The organism is Nitrosospira multiformis (genome assembly GCF_900110185.1).
GTDB classification, from domain to species: domain Bacteria; phylum Pseudomonadota; class Gammaproteobacteria; order Burkholderiales; family Nitrosomonadaceae; genus Nitrosospira; species Nitrosospira multiformis_A.
The window spans coordinates 57,709-79,952 of record NZ_FOCT01000003.1 but is presented as its reverse complement, the minus strand read 5'-3'; the positions used below and the strand labels follow the sequence as shown (position 1 = coordinate 79,952).

At 53.0% G+C, this 22,244-nt stretch carries 19 protein-coding genes; 6 read left to right on the top strand and 13 right to left on the bottom strand.

The window, feature by feature from the left end:
- Window positions 1–209 precede the first annotated feature (209 nt).
- The 4 genes from BMY01_RS04440 to BMY01_RS04425 all read right to left on the bottom strand — a co-directional run bounded on the left by BMY01_RS04440 (window position 210) and on the right by BMY01_RS04425 (window position 5,636).
- On the bottom strand, window positions 210–1,085 hold the full coding sequence (locus tag BMY01_RS04440) for a DMT family transporter (RefSeq protein ID WP_074744706.1): 876 nt from the start codon (window positions 1,083–1,085) through the stop codon (window positions 210–212).
- A gap of 133 nt (window positions 1,086–1,218) precedes the next feature.
- Complete coding sequence (locus tag BMY01_RS04435; RefSeq protein WP_074744704.1) at window positions 1,219–2,445, bottom strand: MalY/PatB family protein; 1,227 nt, start codon at window positions 2,443–2,445, stop codon at window positions 1,219–1,221.
- A complete protein-coding gene (gene ovoA / locus BMY01_RS04430; protein WP_074745111.1) occupies window positions 2,442–4,559 on the bottom strand; it encodes a 5-histidylcysteine sulfoxide synthase in 2,118 nt (705 codons plus the stop codon). Before ovoA ends, BMY01_RS04435 begins: the two co-directional genes overlap by 4 nt.
- 378 nt (window positions 4,560–4,937) lie before the next feature.
- A complete protein-coding gene (locus tag BMY01_RS04425) occupies window positions 4,938–5,636 on the bottom strand; it encodes a GNAT family N-acetyltransferase (RefSeq protein WP_074745109.1) in 699 nt (232 codons plus the stop codon).
- A gap of 132 nt (window positions 5,637–5,768) precedes the next feature.
- Here BMY01_RS04425 and BMY01_RS04420 point away from each other — a divergent pair, with 132 nt between their 5' ends.
- The 3 genes from BMY01_RS04420 to BMY01_RS04405 all read left to right on the top strand — a co-directional run bounded on the left by BMY01_RS04420 (window position 5,769) and on the right by BMY01_RS04405 (window position 8,707).
- A complete protein-coding gene (locus BMY01_RS04420) occupies window positions 5,769–6,440 on the top strand; it encodes a thiopurine S-methyltransferase (RefSeq protein WP_074744702.1) in 672 nt (223 codons plus the stop codon).
- Between the two features lie 185 nt (window positions 6,441–6,625).
- Window positions 6,626–7,174, top strand: coding sequence for a Slp family lipoprotein (locus tag BMY01_RS04415; protein ID WP_074744700.1), 549 nt, complete (start codon window positions 6,626–6,628; stop codon window positions 7,172–7,174).
- 270 nt (window positions 7,175–7,444) lie between these two features.
- Window positions 7,445–8,707, top strand: a complete 1,263-nt coding sequence (locus BMY01_RS04405) for a hypothetical protein (RefSeq protein WP_074744696.1) — start codon at window positions 7,445–7,447, stop codon at window positions 8,705–8,707.
- Window positions 8,708–8,940: 233 nt separating this feature from the next.
- On the opposite strand, the gene BMY01_RS04400 is transcribed toward BMY01_RS04405, so the two are convergent.
- The 3 genes from BMY01_RS04400 to BMY01_RS04390 form a co-directional block, all read right to left on the bottom strand.
- Window positions 8,941–9,330 carry a TIR domain-containing protein gene (locus BMY01_RS04400; RefSeq protein WP_074744694.1) on the bottom strand — a complete coding sequence of 130 codons (390 nt, stop codon included), beginning with the start codon at window positions 9,328–9,330 and terminating at the stop codon, window positions 8,941–8,943.
- A 96-nt stretch (window positions 9,331–9,426) separates the two neighbouring features.
- Window positions 9,427–9,816, bottom strand: a complete 390-nt coding sequence (locus tag BMY01_RS04395; RefSeq protein ID WP_074744692.1) for a RidA family protein — start codon at window positions 9,814–9,816, stop codon at window positions 9,427–9,429.
- Between the two features lie 74 nt (window positions 9,817–9,890).
- A complete protein-coding gene (locus tag BMY01_RS04390) occupies window positions 9,891–10,376 on the bottom strand; it encodes a hypothetical protein (RefSeq protein ID WP_074744690.1) in 486 nt (161 codons plus the stop codon).
- A 442-nt stretch (window positions 10,377–10,818) separates the two neighbouring features.
- Between BMY01_RS04390 and epsA the strand changes: the two genes are divergently transcribed.
- On the top strand, window positions 10,819–11,601 hold the full coding sequence (epsA, locus tag BMY01_RS04385) for an XrtB/PEP-CTERM-associated transcriptional regulator EpsA (protein ID WP_139176713.1): 783 nt from the start codon (window positions 10,819–10,821) through the stop codon (window positions 11,599–11,601).
- A gap of 72 nt (window positions 11,602–11,673) precedes the next feature.
- Here epsA and BMY01_RS04380 read toward each other — a convergent pair whose 3' ends face one another.
- The 6 genes from BMY01_RS04380 to BMY01_RS04355 form a co-directional block, all read right to left on the bottom strand.
- Window positions 11,674–14,058, bottom strand: a complete 2,385-nt coding sequence (locus BMY01_RS04380) for a sucrose synthase (RefSeq protein ID WP_074744686.1) — start codon at window positions 14,056–14,058, stop codon at window positions 11,674–11,676.
- The gene (locus BMY01_RS04375) at window positions 14,042–16,207 is read right to left on the bottom strand and encodes an HAD-IIB family hydrolase (protein WP_074744684.1); all 2,166 of its coding nucleotides are present in this window, start codon (window positions 16,205–16,207) and stop codon (window positions 14,042–14,044) included. Before BMY01_RS04375 ends, BMY01_RS04380 begins: the two co-directional genes overlap by 17 nt.
- Window positions 16,208–16,214: 7 nt before the next feature.
- Window positions 16,215–17,129, bottom strand: a complete 915-nt coding sequence (locus BMY01_RS04370; RefSeq protein WP_254772602.1) for a carbohydrate kinase family protein — start codon at window positions 17,127–17,129, stop codon at window positions 16,215–16,217.
- A 410-nt stretch (window positions 17,130–17,539) separates the two neighbouring features.
- Entirely contained in the window at window positions 17,540–18,274 is a 735-nt protein-coding gene (gene ubiE, locus BMY01_RS04365; protein WP_074744682.1) for a bifunctional demethylmenaquinone methyltransferase/2-methoxy-6-polyprenyl-1,4-benzoquinol methylase UbiE, read from the bottom strand.
- A gap of 56 nt (window positions 18,275–18,330) precedes the next feature.
- On the bottom strand, window positions 18,331–18,750 hold the full coding sequence (locus tag BMY01_RS04360; RefSeq protein ID WP_074744680.1) for a gamma-butyrobetaine hydroxylase family protein: 420 nt from the start codon (window positions 18,748–18,750) through the stop codon (window positions 18,331–18,333).
- 338 nt (window positions 18,751–19,088) lie between these two features.
- Window positions 19,089–19,598: a DUF1269 domain-containing protein gene (locus tag BMY01_RS04355; protein ID WP_074744678.1), complete on the bottom strand. Its 510-nt coding sequence runs from the start codon at window positions 19,596–19,598 to the stop codon at window positions 19,089–19,091.
- A gap of 233 nt (window positions 19,599–19,831) precedes the next feature.
- On the opposite strand from BMY01_RS04355, the gene BMY01_RS04350 reads away from it, so the two are divergent.
- Both BMY01_RS04350 and fghA read left to right on the top strand, forming a co-directional pair.
- Window positions 19,832–20,956, top strand: coding sequence for an S-(hydroxymethyl)glutathione dehydrogenase/class III alcohol dehydrogenase (locus tag BMY01_RS04350; RefSeq protein WP_074744676.1), 1,125 nt, complete (start codon window positions 19,832–19,834; stop codon window positions 20,954–20,956).
- Window positions 20,957–20,993: 37 nt separating this feature from the next.
- Window positions 20,994–21,863, top strand: coding sequence for an S-formylglutathione hydrolase (gene fghA, locus BMY01_RS04345; RefSeq protein WP_074744674.1), 870 nt, complete (start codon window positions 20,994–20,996; stop codon window positions 21,861–21,863).
- Window positions 21,864–22,244: the final 381 nt, after the last annotated feature.

The window sequence follows — 22,244 nt, the reverse complement described above, 5'->3', positions numbered from 1 at the left end:
TCTTCGTCCGCCCCAGTTCGCGGCAGGCATCTTCGCCCCGCTTTGAGGCGTCATCGTTCAAGAGCAATTCGCAGAGCGAGATTCACATGCACACGAGCACGATGACCTATCTCCACCCGAAACCGAGTATGGTCGGCTAGAGTATCAGATAATGCTCATTATGCCCTTATCGGGGATACTGTGTCTCCGCATTTGCTTCCCCCGAATATTCACACCCGCCGCGCTCCGAGCACGGCGCCCACGGTAACCGCGCCCAATCCCGCCAAAGTGAGCAGAGGCAGAGGTTCCCCCAGAACAGGCACAGCCGCCAATGCGGATATGACGGGCACGAACGCCATCAGCAGGGCGACCGTCTGTGACCCGAGGCGACGCACCGCGAACGTATAGAGCAGCATCGCGATAAAGACGACCAGCACGCCCTGATACGCTGCCTGGAGGATGATTTCGTGGACAGGTGCCTGTGCGAGATTGCTGGGCAGAAATAACAGCCAAACGGGCAGGTAAACTGCGGCGCTGCCCAGCGTGGTCGTTACAGTGGCAGCAAGGGGCGGCATCGGATAGCGTGCAAGCAGCAGCGTGAATATCGCCCATAATGAGGAGCCGCAAAGAAATAGCACATCACCGAGAATCTGCGTGGGAGATACATGTGTTCCGAGTGAGAGCGAGTCAGCGGCGGTCAGCAGGATACCGGCAAAAACAATAAGCAGCGCCACTTGGCGCGTCCCTGTAAATCTTTCGCCGAACCACAGCCACGCAATGATCGCAGTCAGAAAAGGCAGTGTGCCGGGCAACAGCACGGAAGCATGAGCTGCCGGCGCCCAGCGAAAGGCAGCGTATACCACCGTGGCGTAACCGATGCCGCCGAACAGCGAGAACAGGGATATCACCTTGAGCGGGGGCAACAGGATGCGCGGCAAAAAAAAGACGGCGATCGAAGCGCCTACTCCGAATCGCAGCAGGGCAATGTCCCAGCTTGTCAACGTCCCCATTCCTCCGTATCGGCTGACAAGAATGAAACCGGTCCAGATGCATATGGAAAAGAAGACCGCTATCCAGCCGCTCCAGGATTTGAGTGCTTCGCTCATACTCCGTCCAACTGCGGTTTCTAGGTTGAAACAGCGCTCGTTATTGTCTGGTTGTTCTTTGTTGCGGCTGTTTCATGAGTACGAGCGGAGCTTTCCTTCCTGGGAAAACAGGACTGACGGAAGCTCCATACGCTCAGGTGCTCCCCTGCTTCGCTTTGTGCACAACTTTTCTGATGCTTTCAAGTGCTGCTTCAATGATGCTGCGGGGCGTGCCGATGTTCATGCGCATGAAACCGCTGCCTTCTTCGCCAAACAAAGTGCCCGGACTCATGCCGATACCCGCTTCATGCACAAAAAAATGCCTGAGCTGGATATCCGTCATCCCCAATGCGTTCATCAGTTCGTGGCAATCAAACCAGAGCAGATACGTGCCTTCGGGCTCGATGAGGTGGATTTCCGGGAGATGGGTCGCCAGATACTCTGAGACAAAATCACGGGTTTTCTGTAGATAAACCAGCAATTCATCCAGCCAGACTTCACCTTCCCGATAGGCTGCCTCGAAAGCAGCAATGCTGAAAGGATTGGATGCGCTGACATGCAGGATATCGAACGTCCGTGCAAGCTCTTCCCGATGCCTGGGATCCGGCACGACGAGTGCGGAAAGATTCAATCCGGGAATGTTGAATGTCTTGCTGGGGGCGACAGCTGTTATGACATTCGCCTTGCTTCCGACCCATGCTTTCGCCAGCCGGGAGAGTATATGATGCCTGGCTTCGGGATAAACTAGATCAGCGTGGATTTCGTCGGAAAATACCACGAGATTGTGTTTATCCGCTATCCGCAGGATGCGTTCGAGCTCTCCCCTGCTCCATACCCTGCCGACGGGATTATGTGGCGAGCATAACAGCAGGAGACGCGCGCCTTGCGCGCATTGCTCGAGATGATCGTAATCGATCTCATAATGGCCATTCCGCAACCGCAGCGGATTCTGTACGAGTTGCCTGCCGGTACTGGTGACAGCAGAAAAAAAGGGGAAATATACCGGCGGCTGCACGATAACCGATTCTCCGGGCTGCGCAAAGGTCATGATGGCGGCATGCAACGACGGAACTACGCCGGGACACATCATGATCCAGTCCCGCTCGATCTCCCAGCCATGACGACGCCTCAGCCAATCCATCAGCGACTCATACAAACTGTCGGGAAAGACAGTGTACCCATACACCGGATGGGCAGCGCGTCGAGAAAGCGCCTCGGTGACCGCGGCTGGAGCGGCAAAATCCATATCCGCAACCCATAGGGGAACCACTTCCGCTGCGCCGAACATGCTTTGGCGCCTGTCGTATTTCAGACTGGCTGTCCCGGTCCGGTCGATTTCCTTATCAAAATCCTGGTTCCCGATGGAAGCGCTTCTGTTCAAGCAATTTTCTCCCAGATTGTTACTTCCGAGAGCGTGTGCTGGAATTTACGGCGTGTTTCGCGAATGACAAATGGAACTTCCGTAGGCCCCTGAATCAGCTTAAAATGGGCCCCCAGAATTTCTTTCAGGCCATCGAGCGTTCCGAAACTTTCACCATCCCGCTTGAATCCGCCGATCCAGGCTTCCCGCTTGGTATGTTCCTCCAGCCAGGTATAGGGAGAAGCAATCAGCAAAATACCGCCGGAATTGAGGCGGGTGTGTATGGATGTAAGCAGTTTGGCCGGATCATAAAGACGGTCTATGAGATTCGCCGCGAGGATCAGGTCGTAACCCGTATATATAGGTTTGAGATTACAAGCGTCACCTTGATAAAACGCCACCTTATGCCGGACCGTATCCAGGTCCAGTCCAGCCAGCGTCCGCTCCCGGTAAAAGACCAGATCGCCTTCATCGGCCAGGGTATAGCGTAACACCCCTTGCGATGCCAGCTGAACTCCTTGTCCGATGAAGCGGGCGGAGAAATCCACTCCTGTCACCTCATCGAAATGCCGCGCCAGTTCAAAAGCAGCCCGCCCCGAGGCACAGCCCAGGTCGAGCGCCTTGTGCGCAGGCTTATCTCCCATGGCGGCAATAGCGAGTTCGGCCAGCGCTTTCGGAAAATTTGGCACGCCGAAATAGGTGTCTCCATAATGGAATTCCGCATATTCGGAGAGCAGCTTGTCGGTTTCATAGTGCGAGCCATGCTGTATCGCCGGGGCAGTGCCGACCACGTAGCGAAAACCCGCGTGCTGAAAGAAATGGCGGCGAAACGCGTAACGTGAGTTCTTCAACGATTCATTGCCGCAGGAAATCCAGGAGCCTCCCTTGATGAGATTGTGCCTGCCGTCGAAAGTCGGTGTTGTGAAATCATCATAGTGGGGATGAACATCAAAGCCATCGAAAGGATAAATAGGCGTTTCAGTCCACTGCCACACATTCCCCACTACATCATAAAAATCGCCCTGGACAAATTCGTTGACAGGGTGGCTGGACGCACCATGGTCGAGATGAATATTGGCCCCGGCTGGTGTAGCAGCCGGAACCTCGGATAATCCCGCTACCTCATAGAGCCGGTACCATTCATCTTCGGTCGGGAGGCGGTAGGGCTGGCCACTTACAGCCGCTTTCCAGTTACAGAAGGCCTTGGCTTCGTGATAATTCACCTCCACAGGCCAATCCCAAGGCATGGGAATTTCCTTGGTCATTAGGCGCAACTCCCACTCCCCGCCTCGCCGGATCCAGAAGGTGGGATGCTTCGCGTCGGCATGCTTCAGCCATGCGCGTCCTTCCTCTTCCCAGTAACTTTCACTTTCGGTTCCATACCCATTGGCTTCGACAAACTCCAGGAATTCCTGGTTACTCACCAGGTACTTGCCGGCCTCGAACGCTGCGACGTTTGCGATGTGCGTACCGTATTCGTTATCCCATCCATAGAAAGGATCATCTTTTTTCTTGCCAAGCTGCACGGTACCTTCCGGTACTTTCACCAACTGATTGTCGGGCGCCGCTCCAGATTTACGGTAGGGCTCCCACGCAGGATGGGGAGCAACGTGTTCCAGCGCATGCTGCCGGATAAGGACGGACGAAGTTTCGAGATGAATGCGTTCGTGTTCGATACCCATCATGATCGTCCACCAGGGGCTGTCCCATTCAATGGGCAGGGTCAGAGGCGTTTCACGGATGAGTCGATCGACAGTTTCCCGCATCCTTCTGCGATAGGCTCGCACCTCTTCGACAGAAGGCCAATCGTAATGCGTCGTATCCAGATCGTCCCAACTCATTTCATCGACACCCACTGCGAACATCGATTCCATTTTTGGGTTGATACGTTCAGTGATCAGACCCGCGAGCAGCAGTTTATTGGTAAAGAAGGTTGCGGTATGGCCGAGATAGAATATGAGCGGGTGACGCAAAGAAATGGGCTTTTTGAAGTAGGCCGCATCTCCCCGCAACGTTTCGAAGAGCTGCTCATAACGGTCCAGCGTGGAATGAAAGTATTCGCGTATTTCCTCACGCTTTGCCGCAGCATTACCTCCGACAAGAACAGGAGTTCGGGAAAAGAGTTGTTTGGGCATTACACGCAACTTGGGGTTTTCGGAAGCAGATTGAACAGCTGTGGTTGTTTTCTTTGCATTCAAATTCATGTTCACCCTCGGTTATGGATAGCCTCTCAATATAAAATAAACGAAGTGTACACCCGGATACCTTGCCTCACTATTGCCAAGAACATGGATCAGAGAACTCTGCACTGAAAAACATGACAGCACAGTGAAAAGGAGTTTCACCCGAATTGCTGACGCTCTCCCGCCTGATGCTTCATACCGCGGTGCTGTGTAAAAAGACCTGAGGTTACTTCAACCCTTCGCAACTTCGGGCACTTGATTATTCTGGTTTATTCTGGTGCCTTCGATTGTCCTGGCAAGCCCGAGTTCCACATTTGTTTCAGGGAGGGATTATTGGACCAGCAGAGCATCGGGACGTAATTTTAGCTGAACACGTCCGGACTTCCCAAACGACAAGTGAAGGAAGGGAAAAATAGTAGCAGCCATGAACTGCAGCTGCCCGGCCTGCAGGAATAGTGTGCGTCCTACACATTTCCATCCCAGATGGCTGTGCGCCCGGCGCGAGGCAATATTCGTCCGGGTGACACGGCTGAACGTATATTTTATCCCTCGCTCGTTGAGATATCGATTGGCTCCGCTCCACATGCCGATAAATCCTCGACCCATGCGATATTCGGGAAAAAGGTAGAAATCGAAATCGAAGACCGCTTCGCCTGCGGGTGACACCAGGAAGATGCAGCGAACTTCGTCTTCTATATAGGTATGGGGACAAAACCACATATACCCGATAAATTTCCCCTTTTGAAAAGCACCAAGACAAACCGCATTCTGCTCGAAACGGGCCTCCTTTATGTCCAGTCGCGTCGGCATAAGCTCCACTTCCGGATCACCTCGCTTGATCTCGCGAATTTCAAGGTTCCTGCTTAACCGCTCTGGAATAAGCGGCTCTTTGTGAATCGGCTGGACCATAATGTCGTAGAAATACAGTCGCAGACTGGGAGAAATGCTGGCAAGAAAACGATCTGACAGATACAGCAGACCAGCAAAAAATCCGAATTCCTTGAAAAGTGCAGCAAGTTTTTGAAACATTTCGTAATTGTCAGCGAGATAATTTGGCGGATTTTTATATCGGCGAATCATTGTCGGCCTAGTCTTTTACGAGCTCAAGTGGATGGCGACAGGATAAATTTATCTTAAATAATGCCGGGAGAACACAGGAAAATGAAGAAAGAATACTGGCTGGAACGCTGGAGGCAGGAAGAAATCGGTTTTCACCAGAACGAGATCAATCCATATTTAAGCCGATATTGGTCGGAATTACAGGTTGTGTCTGGAAAGTCTGGAAAACAGGTATTCGTTCCCCTCTGCGGTAAAAGTTGTGACATGATATGGCTTCGCGAGCAGAATCTTTCCGTGCTGGGCGTGGAATTAAGCCCTCTGGCAGTAGAGGCATTCTTCAAGGAAAACGAATATTCCCCTCGCCACACGACCGGCGAGAAATTCGATCAGTGGGATGCTGGCGGCATCCGCCTTCTGTGCGGAGATTTTTTCGACCTAAAAAAAGACCATCTGGCACAGGTGGACGCGGTGTACGACCGCGCCTCTCTCGTCGCCTTGCCCCCGGAAACTCGCGGTGCATACACAGACCATTTGCTGTGTATCTTGCCGCCCGCGATCCGGATACTGCTCATTACTTTTGATTATCCCCAATCTGAAATGTCCGGTCCGCCTTTTGCGGTTTCCACAGCCGAGGTAGAGGCGCTTTACGGAAAACGCACGGACATTCGTCTGCTCGCAAAATTCAACGTGCTGGCGGAGAATCCCCGCTTTCAACAACGAGGCATAAGCCGGCTTCAGGAAAGCATCTTCCTCCTCACGACACGGACGGCATAACACCCGAAGGCCCCCCCGACAGCTTGCCCAGTCGTGAGAAAGATTCAAAGGCGCCCTATTAATAACGTCGTATTTTTAATCCAGATTAAACTATGCTTGTAGTGGCTCTATTAAGAAATTCCAATTCTAGGCGAAGATGGCAAATAAACAATCCATGGGCCGTGTTTTCATGAAAGGAAAAAAAGATGAGACCATACTTGTTATTCGTCTGTATCTTCTTGAGCGCGTGCGTCGGACTGCCGGCAGCAGTGCGAGACGTACCGGTGGCAAAAGTCGGTTATGGCGAAGTGAGCCAGAACCCGGACAGCTATAAGGATACGTCCGTCCGTTGGGGAGGCGTGGTGATTGATGTTGAAAATGAAGAAAACTTCACCCTGGTGCAGGTGCTGTCCTATCCCCTCAATTATTCCGGACGGCCGCAACTGAACAAGCAGAGCGAGGGACGTTTCGTGATCAAGAGTTCCGAATTTCTGGATCCCGCCGTTTATGCAAAGGATAGAGAAATCACAGTTGCGGGAACAATCGAAGGTGATATCGAGCGTACAATAGGAAAAAAACACGTACGTCTGCCTCTGCTTTCTTCCAAAGGTATTTATTTATGGCCGGTGTACCAATATCAGCCTTACACTTATGGTGGGCCCGGCTACGGCTTCAGTCCATACTTCGGATATGGGTATTATTATGGCGGGCCCTATTGGGGAGGATTCTACCGCCCCTACTACTGGTGGTATTAGAAACCGTTTGATAAGTCCTCCTTGAGCATTCTCGGTAAAGCCGGGATAATCATCACCGGAATGCGGCATGCGCCGCCTGCATGGCGCGGTTTGCATGCCATTGGGACCGTTGTGATCTGTTCCGCCTTTTTTGAGAAAGCGATTTGAGTATCGGTCAAAACGTCGTTTTTCTTTATCTTCTCCCGGCAAATCTCCAAGGACGCAGATGCCATGGTCCGGAATACGGCATCGTGCGCCTCCTGTCCTGAGCGGACACTTCAATAAAATTTCATGCGCAAACTTCTGATTGTCTCGGCTGGATTGCTATTGAGTTTTTCCCTGATCCTGGTCGTCGTAATCTCGTTCGCTATTGAAGATCGCCCACGCGTCAACCGTCAGGTCGTCCTGACACCGGATCATATAGAACGCGCAAAGCGCATTGTAGATAAGCATCGTTACTGGGTACGTCCGGGAATGTTCGCTGCTGCAAGAATAATGCCGGCGGATGCGGATCTGGCCATAAATTATCTGGCGCGCAGGCTCCTGAAAGGCAGCGCTCACCTCATCCTTGCCCATCGAAGCGCAGTGATCCGCCTCAGCATCCCCCTTTCCGAAACTCCACTCAGGCACTACTCGGACAGGTATCTCAACGTTCAAGCATCCTTAGTCGAGACCGATCGCCTGCCACACCTCAGATCGATCCAGATCGGCAAACTTTCGTTGCCCGACGCGCTTGCGGACATGCTCATGCCCCGGATACTGGAGTGGTTAAGAGAGAGCCCCGAATATAAGGCCAGTTTGGACTCACTCCGGATGGTAAAGGTTTCCCCGGATGAATTGACCATTGTTTATCGTTGGCGCGGCGGCCTCTCCCACGGAATGAAGGCCTCGATCATCGGCGAAGAGGAGCGCGAACGTTTGCTTCGTTATCAACGTCTGCTGGTGGAAAGCAGCAGAACTGGCGAAAAAGAATTACCGCTGTCGGATGTTCTTTTACCGCTCATGCGCGCAGCAGCTGAGCAATCGACGGAGGCTGACCCGCGTGCTGAGAACCGCGCCCTTATTCTGGTGGCCACGGCACATGTGCTGGGCATCTCCCTGAAACGGATTCTTCCAGGAAAAACAACCTGGCCCCGAGCCCAGCCCCAGGTTGTAACACTGGATGGCCGTGATGATTTTGCCAAGCACTTCATGGTTTCCGCCGCCATCGCTGCCTATGCCGACACCGCACTCGCGGATGCAATCGGGTTATACAAGGAATTCGAGGACTCCCGCCATGGCAGCGGCTTCTCCTTTAACGATCTTGCTGCAGATCACGCAGGCACAAAATTTGGAGAAAAAGCGGTAGCAAGCGAGACATCAGCCCAACAACTTCAATATCGCGTCCTCTCCGGCATTGGGGACACGGATTTGATGCCCTTCTGGTCCGATCTGCCGGAATTCATGCCCGAGGCCGAGTTCAAAAGACGTTTCGGAGGAACCGGAAAGCCAGCCTATGAAGAAATGATGCGGACTATCGAGCAACGGGTAGCGGATCTGGGCGTGTTGCAATAAGAGTTTTCTCGACTCACCGAGCGGTCCATCGGGAGCATCGATACTCTTCAGCAATACTCTTAACGGGCGGCCCCACTTTTCACTTCCAACAAAGGCAGCGATCGAACTTGGCTCAGGCTGCGAGCGCCTTCTGACAGGTTTCCCCGGTTATGGAAGATGGTATATGAAAAACTGACATGCTCCGGCCGGCAATATGCAGTTTTTTGCCGCCCGGAGTGCTCAGGAAAAAATGCTTATAGTCTATTGAGGAACGATGAAATCGTCGGCCAGGTCCACGCATCGATCTCGCGGTCTCCAACGGGTTCAGGCAGTTTGGAGGGGAGTTTGTCAGAATCTCCGTGAATAAGCAGTACAGGCATTCTCGCATCGTAGGCGCAGCGCAGTTCCCATTGCTGGCCGTCGGCTCTGACATAGTTTTTGGTAATCAGGCCAATCACGCCATCACATCCCCTCACCGTCTCCCGGCACTCGTCTTTCCAGGAAGGCTCCCAGGACTGCTTGACGGGCATCTCCACAAAGGAAAATGTTGTTTGCTCCTTGTTCAATTGCTCCAGAAGCTGATCGTGAGCGTTCCTGTCCCTGAGTGCAAAACTGATAAAGATCTTGTTTGTTTTTTCAGCCATCAATTACCCCCTCATTTATTATTAGCGCAGAATCCCAAGTCCCAACCATCCTCTCCGCCAGCAGTCGCAGGCCTCTCCCTTGATCGTTCAAATATCTCACGCTCCTAAGTCGCGCCTTGCGGTTACCTGTATCTCGATGCGCATACGCGGATCCGACAGGCCCGCAGCCAGCATCATTGCCGCTGGCCTTACATCCCCGAGATATTTCCGGAATATGGGCCAGCACTTGGGGAAGTCGGCAGCATCAGGCAATATATAGGTGACTCGCACAATATCTCTCATGCTTGCCCCGGCCTCATCCAGAGCGGCACCGATATTTCTGAAACATTGCTCAGCCTGCTCAAGAAGATCATCCGAAATCGTCATTTTGCTGTAGTCAAAACCTGTCGTGCCTGAGACGAAGACCCAGTCACCCTCAACCACAGCCCTGGAGTAACCGATCTCCTGTTCGAAGGTGGATCCTGAACTGATCAATCTGCGTGTCATTTGAGCTTCCTGTTTTTTTGGCCAGCAGGCGGACGAACCCCCACCGCTTTTCCGGATGTAGCCGATCGTGTTCCTCAGTGAGAGAAACACTGATTCTTGTCGGATACGACCGTGCATGCATATTTCATTTGCTGCACGTGTCCGGCACGATTGAATATGTATTCAGCTCGCAGCGCTTTAAATTGAGCATCCGTAAACGAAATCGAGTCAGCTACGTAACGTTCTTCATTCCAGAATCTGACCCTGCAGAAATCGGGTTCCGATCGGCATATCTTGCTGAGCGCAGCGCCATAAACCGCCTTATCCATATCCCGCTTGCCATCGATCAGGACCATATGGATATAGTTTTTTGAGTTGCCAAGCTGAATTGAGCGGACGAGGCGCCAACCGTCTCCATGAGGCAATTCCTGGGATGAAGCGGATTGAGATTGAGATTGAGATTGAGATTGTGATTGTGACTGTGATTCCGGTTGCTGCAACGAGAAGGCAGAGACGGGCCATGACAGAATAATAGAGAATGCAATCGCTATTACTCTCTTGTCCTTTATTCTCTTGTTCATGATACTCCTTTACGGAACTTCTCCGCACTGGTCAAAATCGGCAATAAAAAAAGAACGCGCCTCTCTGCCTCAGGGAGGAATCGTGGCTCGCTCTGTTCTCAACCTGCCCTGTTCCCCTGGCTCTGGAACAAATAGCTTTGGTTCAAGAACTCTCAAGGACTAAATCCAATTTATTTTATCAACAAAGAAAGGGGGCAACAAGAAAATACCAGTTGCGGAAACGCCGTATTCCGAAGCCGCAGCGGGTAGAAATAACCCAGGAGCCTCGGTGCTGCAAGTTTAAATAGGCCTGATCGCCTGTCAGAAATCTTTACATTCTTCCCATATTTCTTCCATCAAACGTCTGTTCGACCTTTGAAATCCGCGAATTACCTCTTGGTATGAAGATTGCTTGCATATAGTGTGAATGGATATCCATTGTAACTCAAATCGAATATTCCAAATGAACTTGCCGGCCTCTTTTTCTGTGGAACACGTGGAGCGGTACCACCGTATCATCCAGGAATGGCTGGAAGTAAGCTGTCACTATGATCTATTGCTGTGGCTGCAAGGCGAGATGCAACACTATCTGCCTCACGAGATCATGCTCGCTGCATGGGGAGATTTCGAGGCAGATGTTGTGTGTCATGACGTTGTCTCTGCCTTGCTCGAAGTGAGGAGCGAAAACTCCGATGCAAGGGCGCTGCTACCCTTACTCCAGGGTCTGTTCCGCCGCTGGCTCCAACTCGACAGGACACCTTACGCTCTTGGTAGCGGCGAATATGGTTTCCTGATGGAAGAACGCGTCCTGCAATGTCCTCTGGGAGGGGCGCTGCAAGGTATGCATTCCATGTTGGTACATGGCATCAGCGACAAACGCGGGCAGCATGATTGTCTGTACGTGATGTTCAGTTCGAGCAGGAATATCTCCCCTTCCTCGATGGATGTCGTCGGAATACTGCTTCCATACATCGACGCGGCATTCGGCCGCATCGATCCACCGCCCCGGAACAATCGACGCATTCCGATTCCGTTAAATCTGGAGGAGGATGGATTCAGCCCTCGCGAAATCGCGATAATGGAGTGGATCCGGATGGGTAAAACGGTTTCTGAAACGGCTGCGATACTGGAAGTCAGCACTTTTACGGTAAAAAACTGCCTGCTGGATCTATTCCAGAAACTGCATGCTGCCGGCCGTTCTCAAGTGATGCCGACAGCAGAGAAAACATCGCCAAACAACAAATAAGCTTTTCCCATTGACGGTACGGTGCGCATTGGAACCGGTCTTATTCCTTAAAAACGACAGCATGACCGCCTTTTATTGGGGAAGCGCCTGTGCCATGGGCCGAAACTGCAAGTGATAGAACATGTTGAGGTAACGCGCGGTTTCTTCGTGCTCCAGTTTACTGACGAACTTCCAGAAACCGTAAATACGCGATAGCGTCATCATTCTTTCGGCATAGAGGCGCCAGGTATAGCGCGCTTCCACCCTTTGCAAGGCTCTCTGCGAAATCTTGTCCCAAAAACCTGGATCGGCCGCCGCTCGTTCAAAAAAATCGGCCATGGCGGAAGCTCCCGCCAATCCATTATTGGGATCGAAATGATAGCCCGAAACCCCATGTTGAATGATTTCACGCGGGCCACCATAGCAGGTGGCGAATACAGGCAGGCCGGAGGCCATGGCCTCGATAATGGTCAGCCCGAATGCCTCGAATCGCGCCGGCTGAACAAAAATGCCACGACCGTCCGCCACGTGCCGGTACAGCTCACCGGCAAGATTCTTTTCCAGCCGGGTGCCAAGCCAGCGCATGCGTCCCTCCAGTTTGTACTCGTTCATGAGGGCATGCATGTGCTCGATCTCGGCACGCTCCTCGCCATCACTGGAGGCTGCTGGATCGATATGCCCCCCGATTACCAGAAGGTTGGCGGCAGCCGATAAGGACTCACACTGCCCGAACCATGCGGCAAGGCCGGTAAGATTCTTCACCGTGTCCAGGCGCGCCATTGTAAAAATCAAAGGTTTCGCAGGATCTGCGAAGTAGCCCCGGCAGGGCACGCCCGGATCATCCCCATATAAAAGACGCTCGATGTCCGGAATCAGGGCGTCCAGGCGCCGCTCGCGATCGAGATAAGAAAAATAGACTTCTGCATCCGCACCCGGCGAAACGATATTGAACTTGGGATCGAAAAGATCAATGCCGTTCACCACGCGGTATAGGCCGGGCATCGTATAGTTCTGGTACGTTTCATATTGGCCTACCGTCTGCTCGGTACCGGCAATTTCCTGAAAGGTGCTGGTGATGATGAAATCAGCACTGTTCATCGCGATGAGATCGGCGGTATATTGGCAGTTGAAGTGATACTGAGCTTCGTTCTCCCGCCAATACAACGCCGAGTGCAGGTACTTGCTCTGCTCCAGTGCATGCGCAATATTGCACTGAGTTACACCAATCCGTTTGGAAATCAGCGAGGCGACAAGATTTCCATCGGAATAGTTGCCTATGATCAGGTCGGGACTACCGCTGAGTTGAGCCAGAGCTTCGCGTTCAATGTCATGCGCAAAATTTTCCAGGTATGGCCATATCTCGAACCGGGAAATCCAATGGCGAACGATTTCACCGCTCGCTTTTCGAAATGGCACTCGCACGATCCATGAATTCTGGGTACCGTGGATTTTTTCCAGAGGTTGGTGGCAGAGTGTATCACCCGCGTCGGGAATGAGGCGCGTACCAATCAGGATTTTTGGCGACGCATCTATTCCCTGCAATATCAGGCGCTCGCTCATTTCCCGTTCCAGAGCCCGCACCTGATCGAGGATGTATACCACTTGCCCGCCTGTATCCGGCAATCCCAACACGTTATCCTGACCAAAATAGCCATGGGGAGACAGAATGAGCAGTTTCGAGATCATCGGAATGCGGGCGAGGAAGCTCTCCAGGATCTGGGGAGAGGGGGCTTCCAGAATATCCACCAGCAAACTCATCGTCTCGCTCACACGGCCCACGCAATTTCCCCAGCCGGGTGCAAAACCGATACCCCCGAGGGGCTCGGCAACATCCTTCCACTCGGTATCGTCGGGATACTTCTCAAGCATGCTCAGAGCCCTGCGCAGTCCGGAACGCAGGGCGGGCACATCGGTGAAATTGCCGCCTAACATCAACTGCTTCCCGTCCATGGAATGTACTGTCAGGAAATGCAGCAGCTTGTCCGACCCCAACCCCAGTTGCCCAAACAGCCCCCCGGCAAGTTGCTTGTTGAGGAAAATCACCCCCTGCCCTATAGACCGGATTTCCTTGAGCTTTGGAGAAGCGCGATTAAAAGGTGCAAAATCAATTTCCAGCACGGGCTCATTCGCCCCCTCCGGATTTACCAGCAGTTCCTTGAAAGCGAGATATTCCGACACGGTGACAGACTCGGGGATTAGCCGATCCAGATGCAGGCGTGCGTACCACCAGCACCCCGCGTCCTCGCGGCCCGCCATATAAACTATTGGCGGGCGGCACACCGCTTCCTGCAAAGTGTCTACGACCTCTCGTATCTGTGAATCAGCAAGCAGAGACGCATGATCCGCGCTCAACGCATCAAAAACCGCTCCCAGATCGGAATGAAGCAAAAGTGGCCTTTCCAGTTCGAACCACCTGCGCAGAAGCGTATACATATCACCACGATGATCAGCAGCCCAGGCTTCAAATTTGTGCAGCATTTGCAGTCTCCATGATGGAAGTACCAAATTCATAATGCGCCATACCCTCTGCAATGCCGTCGGCATATGCGGACCGGGCAAAATAGATTTGCTCATTCCCTTTCAGGCTTGCGAGTTCGGGACTATGGTTGGCGACTATAACGCCAAGGGTGTCACCGATCAGCATTTCATGATCATTGCCGGAATCCCCCGCGACCAGAAATGCGCGTAGCGGCAGTCCCCACTTGTAGGCAAGATAACGTATTGCCCGCCCTTTGGACGCCCTCAGTGGCAACACGTCGAGATAAGTCCCTCGCGAGTAGATCAGGTGTGCTGACAGATTCTGCTCGCGCAACAATGTGCGGATTTTGGCTACTGGCGGCATTTTTTCCGGATCCACGTTGTAGCTGAGCTTGAATTCGCGCTGGTTTTCGGCCGCCTGCAACGTGAGTCCCGGCACTCTCCGCAATACGTTTTCAATGGCATCCCGGCGCCATAGATACTTGATCAGGTTTTGCCACCCGATATCCGGACGAAGCTCGGGACCATAGTAGATTTCGCTGCCCACTGCGGTAATCAGCACATCGGGCAAGGGTACGCCCCATTCCTTCAATATTTTCACGGCGCTTTCCAGCGTGCGGCCAGTGGCGACGCCAAAGCCCAGGTTGGGTGGCGTCGCTCGCAGGATAGCGAGAAGGCGACGCAGGGCAGCACGGTCGCCAAGCAGCGTATTGTCTATATCCGTGATGAGCATATGCGATATCAAGGGCAGCGGGCGCGGCTGCCTTTGATATATCGCTAGGTTTCGGCGGATGCGCTTACGCTCGTGATGCAACAGACGCGACAGAACATGCAGATATTTCCTGACATGCGCCTCCCACGTGTAGTGGTTTTTCACACCTGAAATGCCGTTTCGCGCCCAGCGCCGCCAACGCATAGGATCAGCAAGCGCATACTCGATCGCCCCGGCAATCGCGCCGGTGTCCGATGGATTTACCAGTATCCCATTTTTGCAGTTCGCCACGATATCGCGCGGCCCTCCATCTTCTGTCGCGACAATGGGAAGTCCGCTGGCGGCAGCTTCGATCAGTGTAAGGCCGAAGGGTTCGGTAAGCGCCGGATTGATGAACACGCCGCGCCGCTGGGCTGCGAGCCGGTAGAAACCGGCGATGTCGGAAGGCTTGTGGTGTTTGGGTAGGGCCACCTTGCCCCATAAATCGTAGCGGTCGATATCCAGCAGCAGATCGGTCATCACTTCGTTCTGGGCAGCATCCAGTTGACGGATGTCATCCCGGTTGCCCGCCACGATGGCGAGATTGGCGTGTTCATGTAGTTTGGGCGAACTGCCGAAGGCGGCGACCAGCGCCCCCAGATTTTTTCGAATTTCGGGACGGCAAATAGTCAATACCAGGGGCTTGCGCGGGTGGGTGAGAAAGCGATCAATGAGACCCGCAGTCTCCGCTTCCACTGGTTTTTGACGATTGGGAGGAGAAAAACGCGATATATCAGTCCCCGGCGGAATGACAACCGCGCGTTCCGGGTGATAGTTGGCGTATAACCCGTATTGCTCGACGCTTTCCTGAGGCGTGCTGGTTATGACCAGGCTAGCATGTTGCAATACCGCTTCCTCTGTAGCTATTCGCCGGTAAAAGCTGAATTGGCGCTCCAGTGCCTGTGGCTTCCGGCCTTGTGCCAGCAGGCGTTGTTGCTTGCTGCGTCCCAATGAGTGTCCGGTATGAATCTGAGGGATGCCCAATAGTTGGGAAAGCTGCATGCCGACATAACCGGCGTCGGCATAATGACTGTGGATAACATCCGGCAAGCGCTTCTGCCCGCGGAGAAAAAGCAGCGCGCGATCCACCAACTGATCCAGGTAGGGCCAAAGGCTTTCCTTGCGCAGATAGCGACGGGGACCGCACTGAAGGCGGATAATGCGCGCATTGTTGCCCAGCGCTTCCTCAAGACGGGCATAATCCGGGGAAACCGAAGGATCTTCTATCCTTCGCGTGAGCAGATCCACTTTGCCCACCTGCGGCTGACGCGCGATTGCTCGCGCCAACTCCACTACATACAGCACTTGGCCGCCGGTATCCGCATCGCACCCCAACTCCATGTCGTTTCCCCGAATCAGGCCGTGCAGGCTCAGCATCAGTACATATAACTCTTTCATCCGTCTCCTAACCGTCCACTGACCACTGTCTGATGAACGGTTCGTAAAAATCGCCGTGTTCGGGAATGGCTCCCCGTATTCCGCAAACCGCACTGGCAAATTGCTGTGCCCGCATCAAGGTGACGGGCATATCCCATCCCCGCAACAGGCCGAACATGAAGACTGCGGAGAACGCGTCACCCGCTCCCACCGTGTCGACAACATCCACTGCCTTGTCCGGCACGATCGATATTTTTTCTCCCCCACGCTCCAGCCACCAGGCACCGGCTCCGCCGCAAGTAATGAGCATCCCGCGCAACTGATATCGCTCAATCAGCGCTCTGGCCTGAGCCTCGGCACCAGACTCATCCATATTCATCAGTTGAGCGATACGATCCAGCTCATCGTTGTTCGCCTTAACGATATCAGCATGCCGCAGTGACCAGTGCAGTCGTTCGCCATAAATCCAGGGATCGCGCAGATTGACATCAAAAAAACGTTGGCCGCTGGTTGCGCGCAGCATATGACGCAGAGCGCGATGCGAGTCGGCGCGCTGAGCCAACGTTCCGAAATAAACCATTTTCGGATTCACCGCAAGCGCTGCCATCCGTGCCAGACGTGGATGAATATGATCGTAAGCCTGGTTAGGGACAATATTGAATCGATGCCCTTCCGCCCCCAGATGAACCGCTACCACGCCTGTAGGATAAACCGAGTCAAGCTGTATGCCATGCGTACTCAATCCGGCACTCTCCATCGTCTGCAACAGCCGTGCCCCCTCCGCATCCTGGCCTATTCGACTTACGAGAATAGGCGCACAGCCAAAAGCGCGCAAATGGCAGGCTACATTAAGAGGTGCGCCACCGAGCACGTCCCGGTCGGGGAACCGGTCTATCAGTATTTCGCCAAAAAGAAGCACTGAGTGACGAACCTCGATCATCATGATGGCTCGAAAAAAATCGGTCGCGAATCTACTCCGAGTTCGCCGACGCACATGAGCGGATCTTCCTTATACTTCCGTGTGAAGCCATGGGAAAAGGGGAACATTGCCTGCTATACAAGCACCTCCAGCAACGCCTGCCCGAAGCTTTTTTAAAGTGGGTGCCTATCGCACCAATTCAGAAGCTTAGTACCTTCCTCTCCTCGCTACGAATAAAGGAAGAAGGAAGCATCAGGAGAAAATTCAGGGAAAAATGAAGAGCACTCCGCTCTTATTTATAATGATTACCACTTCTTTTGCCTCTTTTCCATCCTCCTGTGAAAACGGAATAAGCAACAATATTATCAGCTACGGAAAGGTTTCTGTTCGATAGCAGACATACGTCGCGAGCGCGAAACAAATGCTAACAGGTCCTAAAACTTATATCCGCGGTGCAATGCTACGGCGTTTGCAGCAAGATTGAAATATTCCACGCGCTCGAACCCGGCTTTCTGCATCAATTGCTTCAACTCCTCCTGCCCGGGATGCACGCGGATGGATTCGGCAAGATATCGGTAGCTGTCCTGGTCATTTGCAACGAGACTTCCCATTGCGGGAAGTACTTTGAACGAGTAGAGGTCGTAGAGCCATTGCAGAGGTTTCCATATCCTGGAGAATTCGAGCACGATAACGCAGCCCCCGGGACGTAATACGCGCAGCATTTCTTTCAGCGCAACATCCTTGTGCGTCATGTTCCTCAGACCAAAAGCAACGCTTACACAGTCGAAGTAATTGGTAGGGAATGGCAGTTTTTCCGCGTCGCATTGCGCAACCGGCACCGCAGTACCTTCATCCAGCAGGCGGTCGCGACCAATGGTCAGCATGGAATTGTTGATGTCGGTCAGCCAGACCTCTCCCCTGCTCCCCACCTGCTCAAGGAAGAGGGAGCTCAGATCCGCCGTTCCCCCGGCAATATCCAGTACACGATCACCTGTCCGGACTCCGCTCGTTTCGATAGCAAATCGCTTCCACAGCCGATGCATGCCCCCTGACATCAGGTCATTCATCAGGTTGTAACGTTCTGCGACAGAATCAAATACACCTGCCACCTCGCGTGCTTTCTCCGTTTCCGACACGGTCTTAAAGCCGAAATGGGTAGTTCTCGTCATCGATATTCAAACTTAAATAAAGGGTAGAGGGAGAAGAAGCCTGGTTCCGGATAGCCTCAGCTTTTTGCTGCTGATTCCCGGTTCCAGTCCGATAAATACCTGAGCCGTTCCCGACTGGCTCCCGCTTCTTCCATTCGGCGCAGATAGCGCTGCCACATTTCATCCTGGTGCAGACCATACTCGTAGAGCAGATCCCAGGAATAAAGCCCGGTATTATGGCGATCGGAAAAAGTCAGTTGAATCGCATAGTTGCCTACCGGATCGATACGATTGATATTCACCTCTTTCTTGCCGGTCTGCAGTACTTCCTGGCCGGGACCATGACCTCGCACTTCTGCCGATGGCGAATACACCCGCAGGAACTCGCTGGTGTACTGGAACGTCTTTCCATCACTGAAAGTGATTTCCAGCAGTCGTGATTTTCGGTGTAGCTTGATTTCAACGGGAACAGGCGTGTTTTTACTCAAGCCAGCCATTGCCTTTCTCCAGTTTGATCCCGGTGGGGAATGGCGAATGATAAACCAGTAGGAGCCAAACTAAAACCTTGACGGCAAATTGGATGTGGTTTCCAGCAGAAAAACCAGGGGCAGAAGGGAGGCATTCGGAAATAGACCAACAAGATTCCATCGACTTCCGGTCGGTACGAGAACCGGCCTGTGCTCACCTTTGCCGTTCACGCGCTGAGGATCAATGCAAATTATCTGCCGATAAGATCCTATGCAGCGTATGCGATTCTCACTCTTCCTCGTCGTTATGCGAGGTTACCTTTCCCATTCACCTCGCAGCAATCTTAAAGCGCTGGGACGCAGCCCGATCACGGAAAGGCAGGCTGTTTCGGTTCGGTTCCTTCAATCTCTACAGTCGGCAAATGATTTTTTATGCGCGCCTCGATCTCCTCGACACGACCTTTTGGCACATCAGCCAGTACGAGCAACTGACCTGCTTCGATCGCCTGTTCAAACTGCTTGATTCTCGAGCTTGCCGTACTCACACCAATCAGGCTTCCCGCCCAGGCGCCGACACCTGCTCCTGCAAGCGCGCTTCCCAGCACGATACCGCCCGCAATTACTGTGGAAGCCGGCGGCAGAACGACCGCAACCAGTCCGGCCAGAGCGCCGGCGGTACCGCCTACCGCCAGTCCCCTTTCCACCGCGGGAATGAAGTCGGTCTTCTGCAACAGGCTGGCCTCGGGCAGATCCTCGAGCTCGGTACCGCGCTTGGCGATCACATGAATGTGTTTTTCCTCTATTCGGGATAGAAGCAGCTCATCGACAATGCGTTTGGTCGTCGAAATGTCGGGAACCAGAAAGTATATTCTTCGCATCATGATCTCCTGATAGTAGTTAACAAGGCAAATCACCAGCGTGCAGAATATTCAAAATATTCAAAACCGGCTGATTTCAGCATAGGACAGGTCAACCGAAAAAGCAAACCGACGCTCCGAGTAGGGGAATCAGAAAATGATGGATACTGATTTACTCGTACCACATTTGTAAGTCGCTCGCATCCTCCTGCATACTAACGCGAGATCATGCAAAAATAGGGGACATACATTACATGGATACGATAAAAACCCGCGCGGCAGTGGCTTGGGGGCCAAGCCAGCCTTTGAAGATCGAAGAAGTGGACTTGATGCCGCCAAGGAAAGGTGAGGTGCTGGTGCGCATAGTCGCTACGGGAGTCTGTCATACAGACGCATATACTTTGTCCGGAAAAGACCCCGAAGGCAAATTTCCAGCTATTCTGGGGCATGAAGGCGGCGGCATCGTCGAGGCGATCGGCGAGGGGGTAACCAGCGTGGCGGTAGGCGATCATGTTATTCCGTTGTATACCCCCGAATGCCGCGAGTGCAAGTTCTGCAGATCGGGGAAAACCAACCTGTGCCAAGCGATAAGAGCAACTCAGGGACAGGGACTGATGCCGGACGGGACTACCCGTTTTTCGAAGGATGGAAAACCCATTTATCATTACATGGGCACCTCGACTTTTTCCGAATATACGGTAATCCCTGAGATTGCATTGGCCAGGATCAGTAAGGAAGCGCCGCTGGAAAAGGTCTGCCTGCTCGGCTGCGGCGTTACGACCGGCTTAGGTGCAGTGACTCATACTGCAAAGGTAAAGGCAGGCGATACGGTAGCGGTATTCGGTCTGGGTGGCATAGGCCTTGCCGTGATAATCGGCTCTGCGATGGCCAAGGCTGGACGCATCATCGCTATCGACATCAATTCCGACAAGTTTGAGATTGCGCGCCAACTGGGCGCTACTGACGTGGTGAATCCCAAAGATCACGACAAGCCGATCCAGGAGGTGATCATCGAGATGACCGGTGGAGGCGTGGATTTTTCCTTCGAATGCATCGGCAACGTAAAGGTCATGCGATCGGCGCTGGAATGCTGTCATAAGGGTTGGGGGGAGTCGGTGATTATCGGCGTTGCCGGGGCGGGAGAAGAAATCTGCACGCGCCCCTTTCAGCTCGTTACCGGCCGCGTCTGGCGCGGCTCCGCTTTTGGGGGAGTGAAGGGCCGCAGCGAACTGCCCGGCTATGTACAGCGCTATCTTGATGGAGAATTCGAGCTCGATACCTTCATTACCCACACGATGGGATTGGAGAATATCAATAAGGCATTCGACCTCATGCATGAGGGCAAGTCCATCCGCACGGTGATACATTTCGACAAATGATCTGCGCGGTTACCGCTAACCGCAAAGGGTTGTATCCATGAATCAGAATCCAGAGGAGTTGCAACTTCTCTCATCGCATCGTTCGTTCGATGGATGGCAAAAACGCTACAGACACTTTTCGCCATCGCTGAACTGCGAAATGAATTTTTCCATCTATCTTCCACCGGCGACAGACCAGGGTGAAAAGGTACCTGCTGTCTATTGGCTGTCGGGCTTGACCTGCACGGACGAGAACTTCACGATTAAGGCGGGGGCGCAGCGAGTGGCAGCAGAATCTGGCATCGCGCTGATCATGCCCGACACCAGTCCCCGAGGAGAAAAGGTGGCGAGAGCAATCGATCATGCCTACGATTTGGGCCTGGGTGCGGGTTTCTACGTGAATGCCACGCAGGAGCCATGGAGCCGGCATTACCGGATGTATGACTATATCGTCGATGAGTTGCCGGCCCTGATGGAGAAACACTTTCCACTCGATGACCGGCGATCGATCAGCGGTCATTCGATGGGAGGGCATGGCGCTTTGATGATCGCCTTGCGTAATCCGCAGCGATATCGGTCAGTATCCGCGTTTGCACCTATTGTGAATCCCACCACCAGTCCGTGGGGCATAAAGGCTTTCAGTCACTATCTGGGAAATGACGTCAAGAACTGGTGGAACTATGACGCCTCTTTGCTTATAGAATCTGCACGTCCAAGGGAGTATCTGCCCATGCTGATCGATCAGGGCTCTGCCGATGAGTTTCTGGCCGAGCAACTGAAAATCGAACGTTTTATCGCAGCATGTAATACGGCGAATTACCCTGTGCGAATCAACATGCGTGAAGGCTACGATCACAGCTATTTCTTTATCAGCACATTTATTGGAGAGCACCTGCGTTTTCACGCAGGCGCCCTCAATAATCCTTGAATAGATTCCCTGAACCTGTAAACCGAATATTCCCGTCCCCAACCCCTGCGATAATGGTGCGACAATTTGCCACATTCCCAGAGGGGTAAAAATCCATTATTCTGCCTGTGACTTCTCCTTGAAGTTGCCAGTAGTACCGTGTTTGTTTTACGCATTATTTTCCTTCTACATTTGGGCTCGTCGCACATCACCCCACGTGTCACGAGCCCTTTTCTTTTTCTGATCGAGTTTTTCCTTTTGCTGATGGAAGCACCTTCTTTGAATCTGGAGAAGGAAGCAGCCATGACGTTTATTCATGAAAAAATAGGTTATCAAGGATAAAAGGGAAGCGAATTAGCAGTATTACATTAGAGCGCATAAGCGCATTTCTCTGCAGCACTG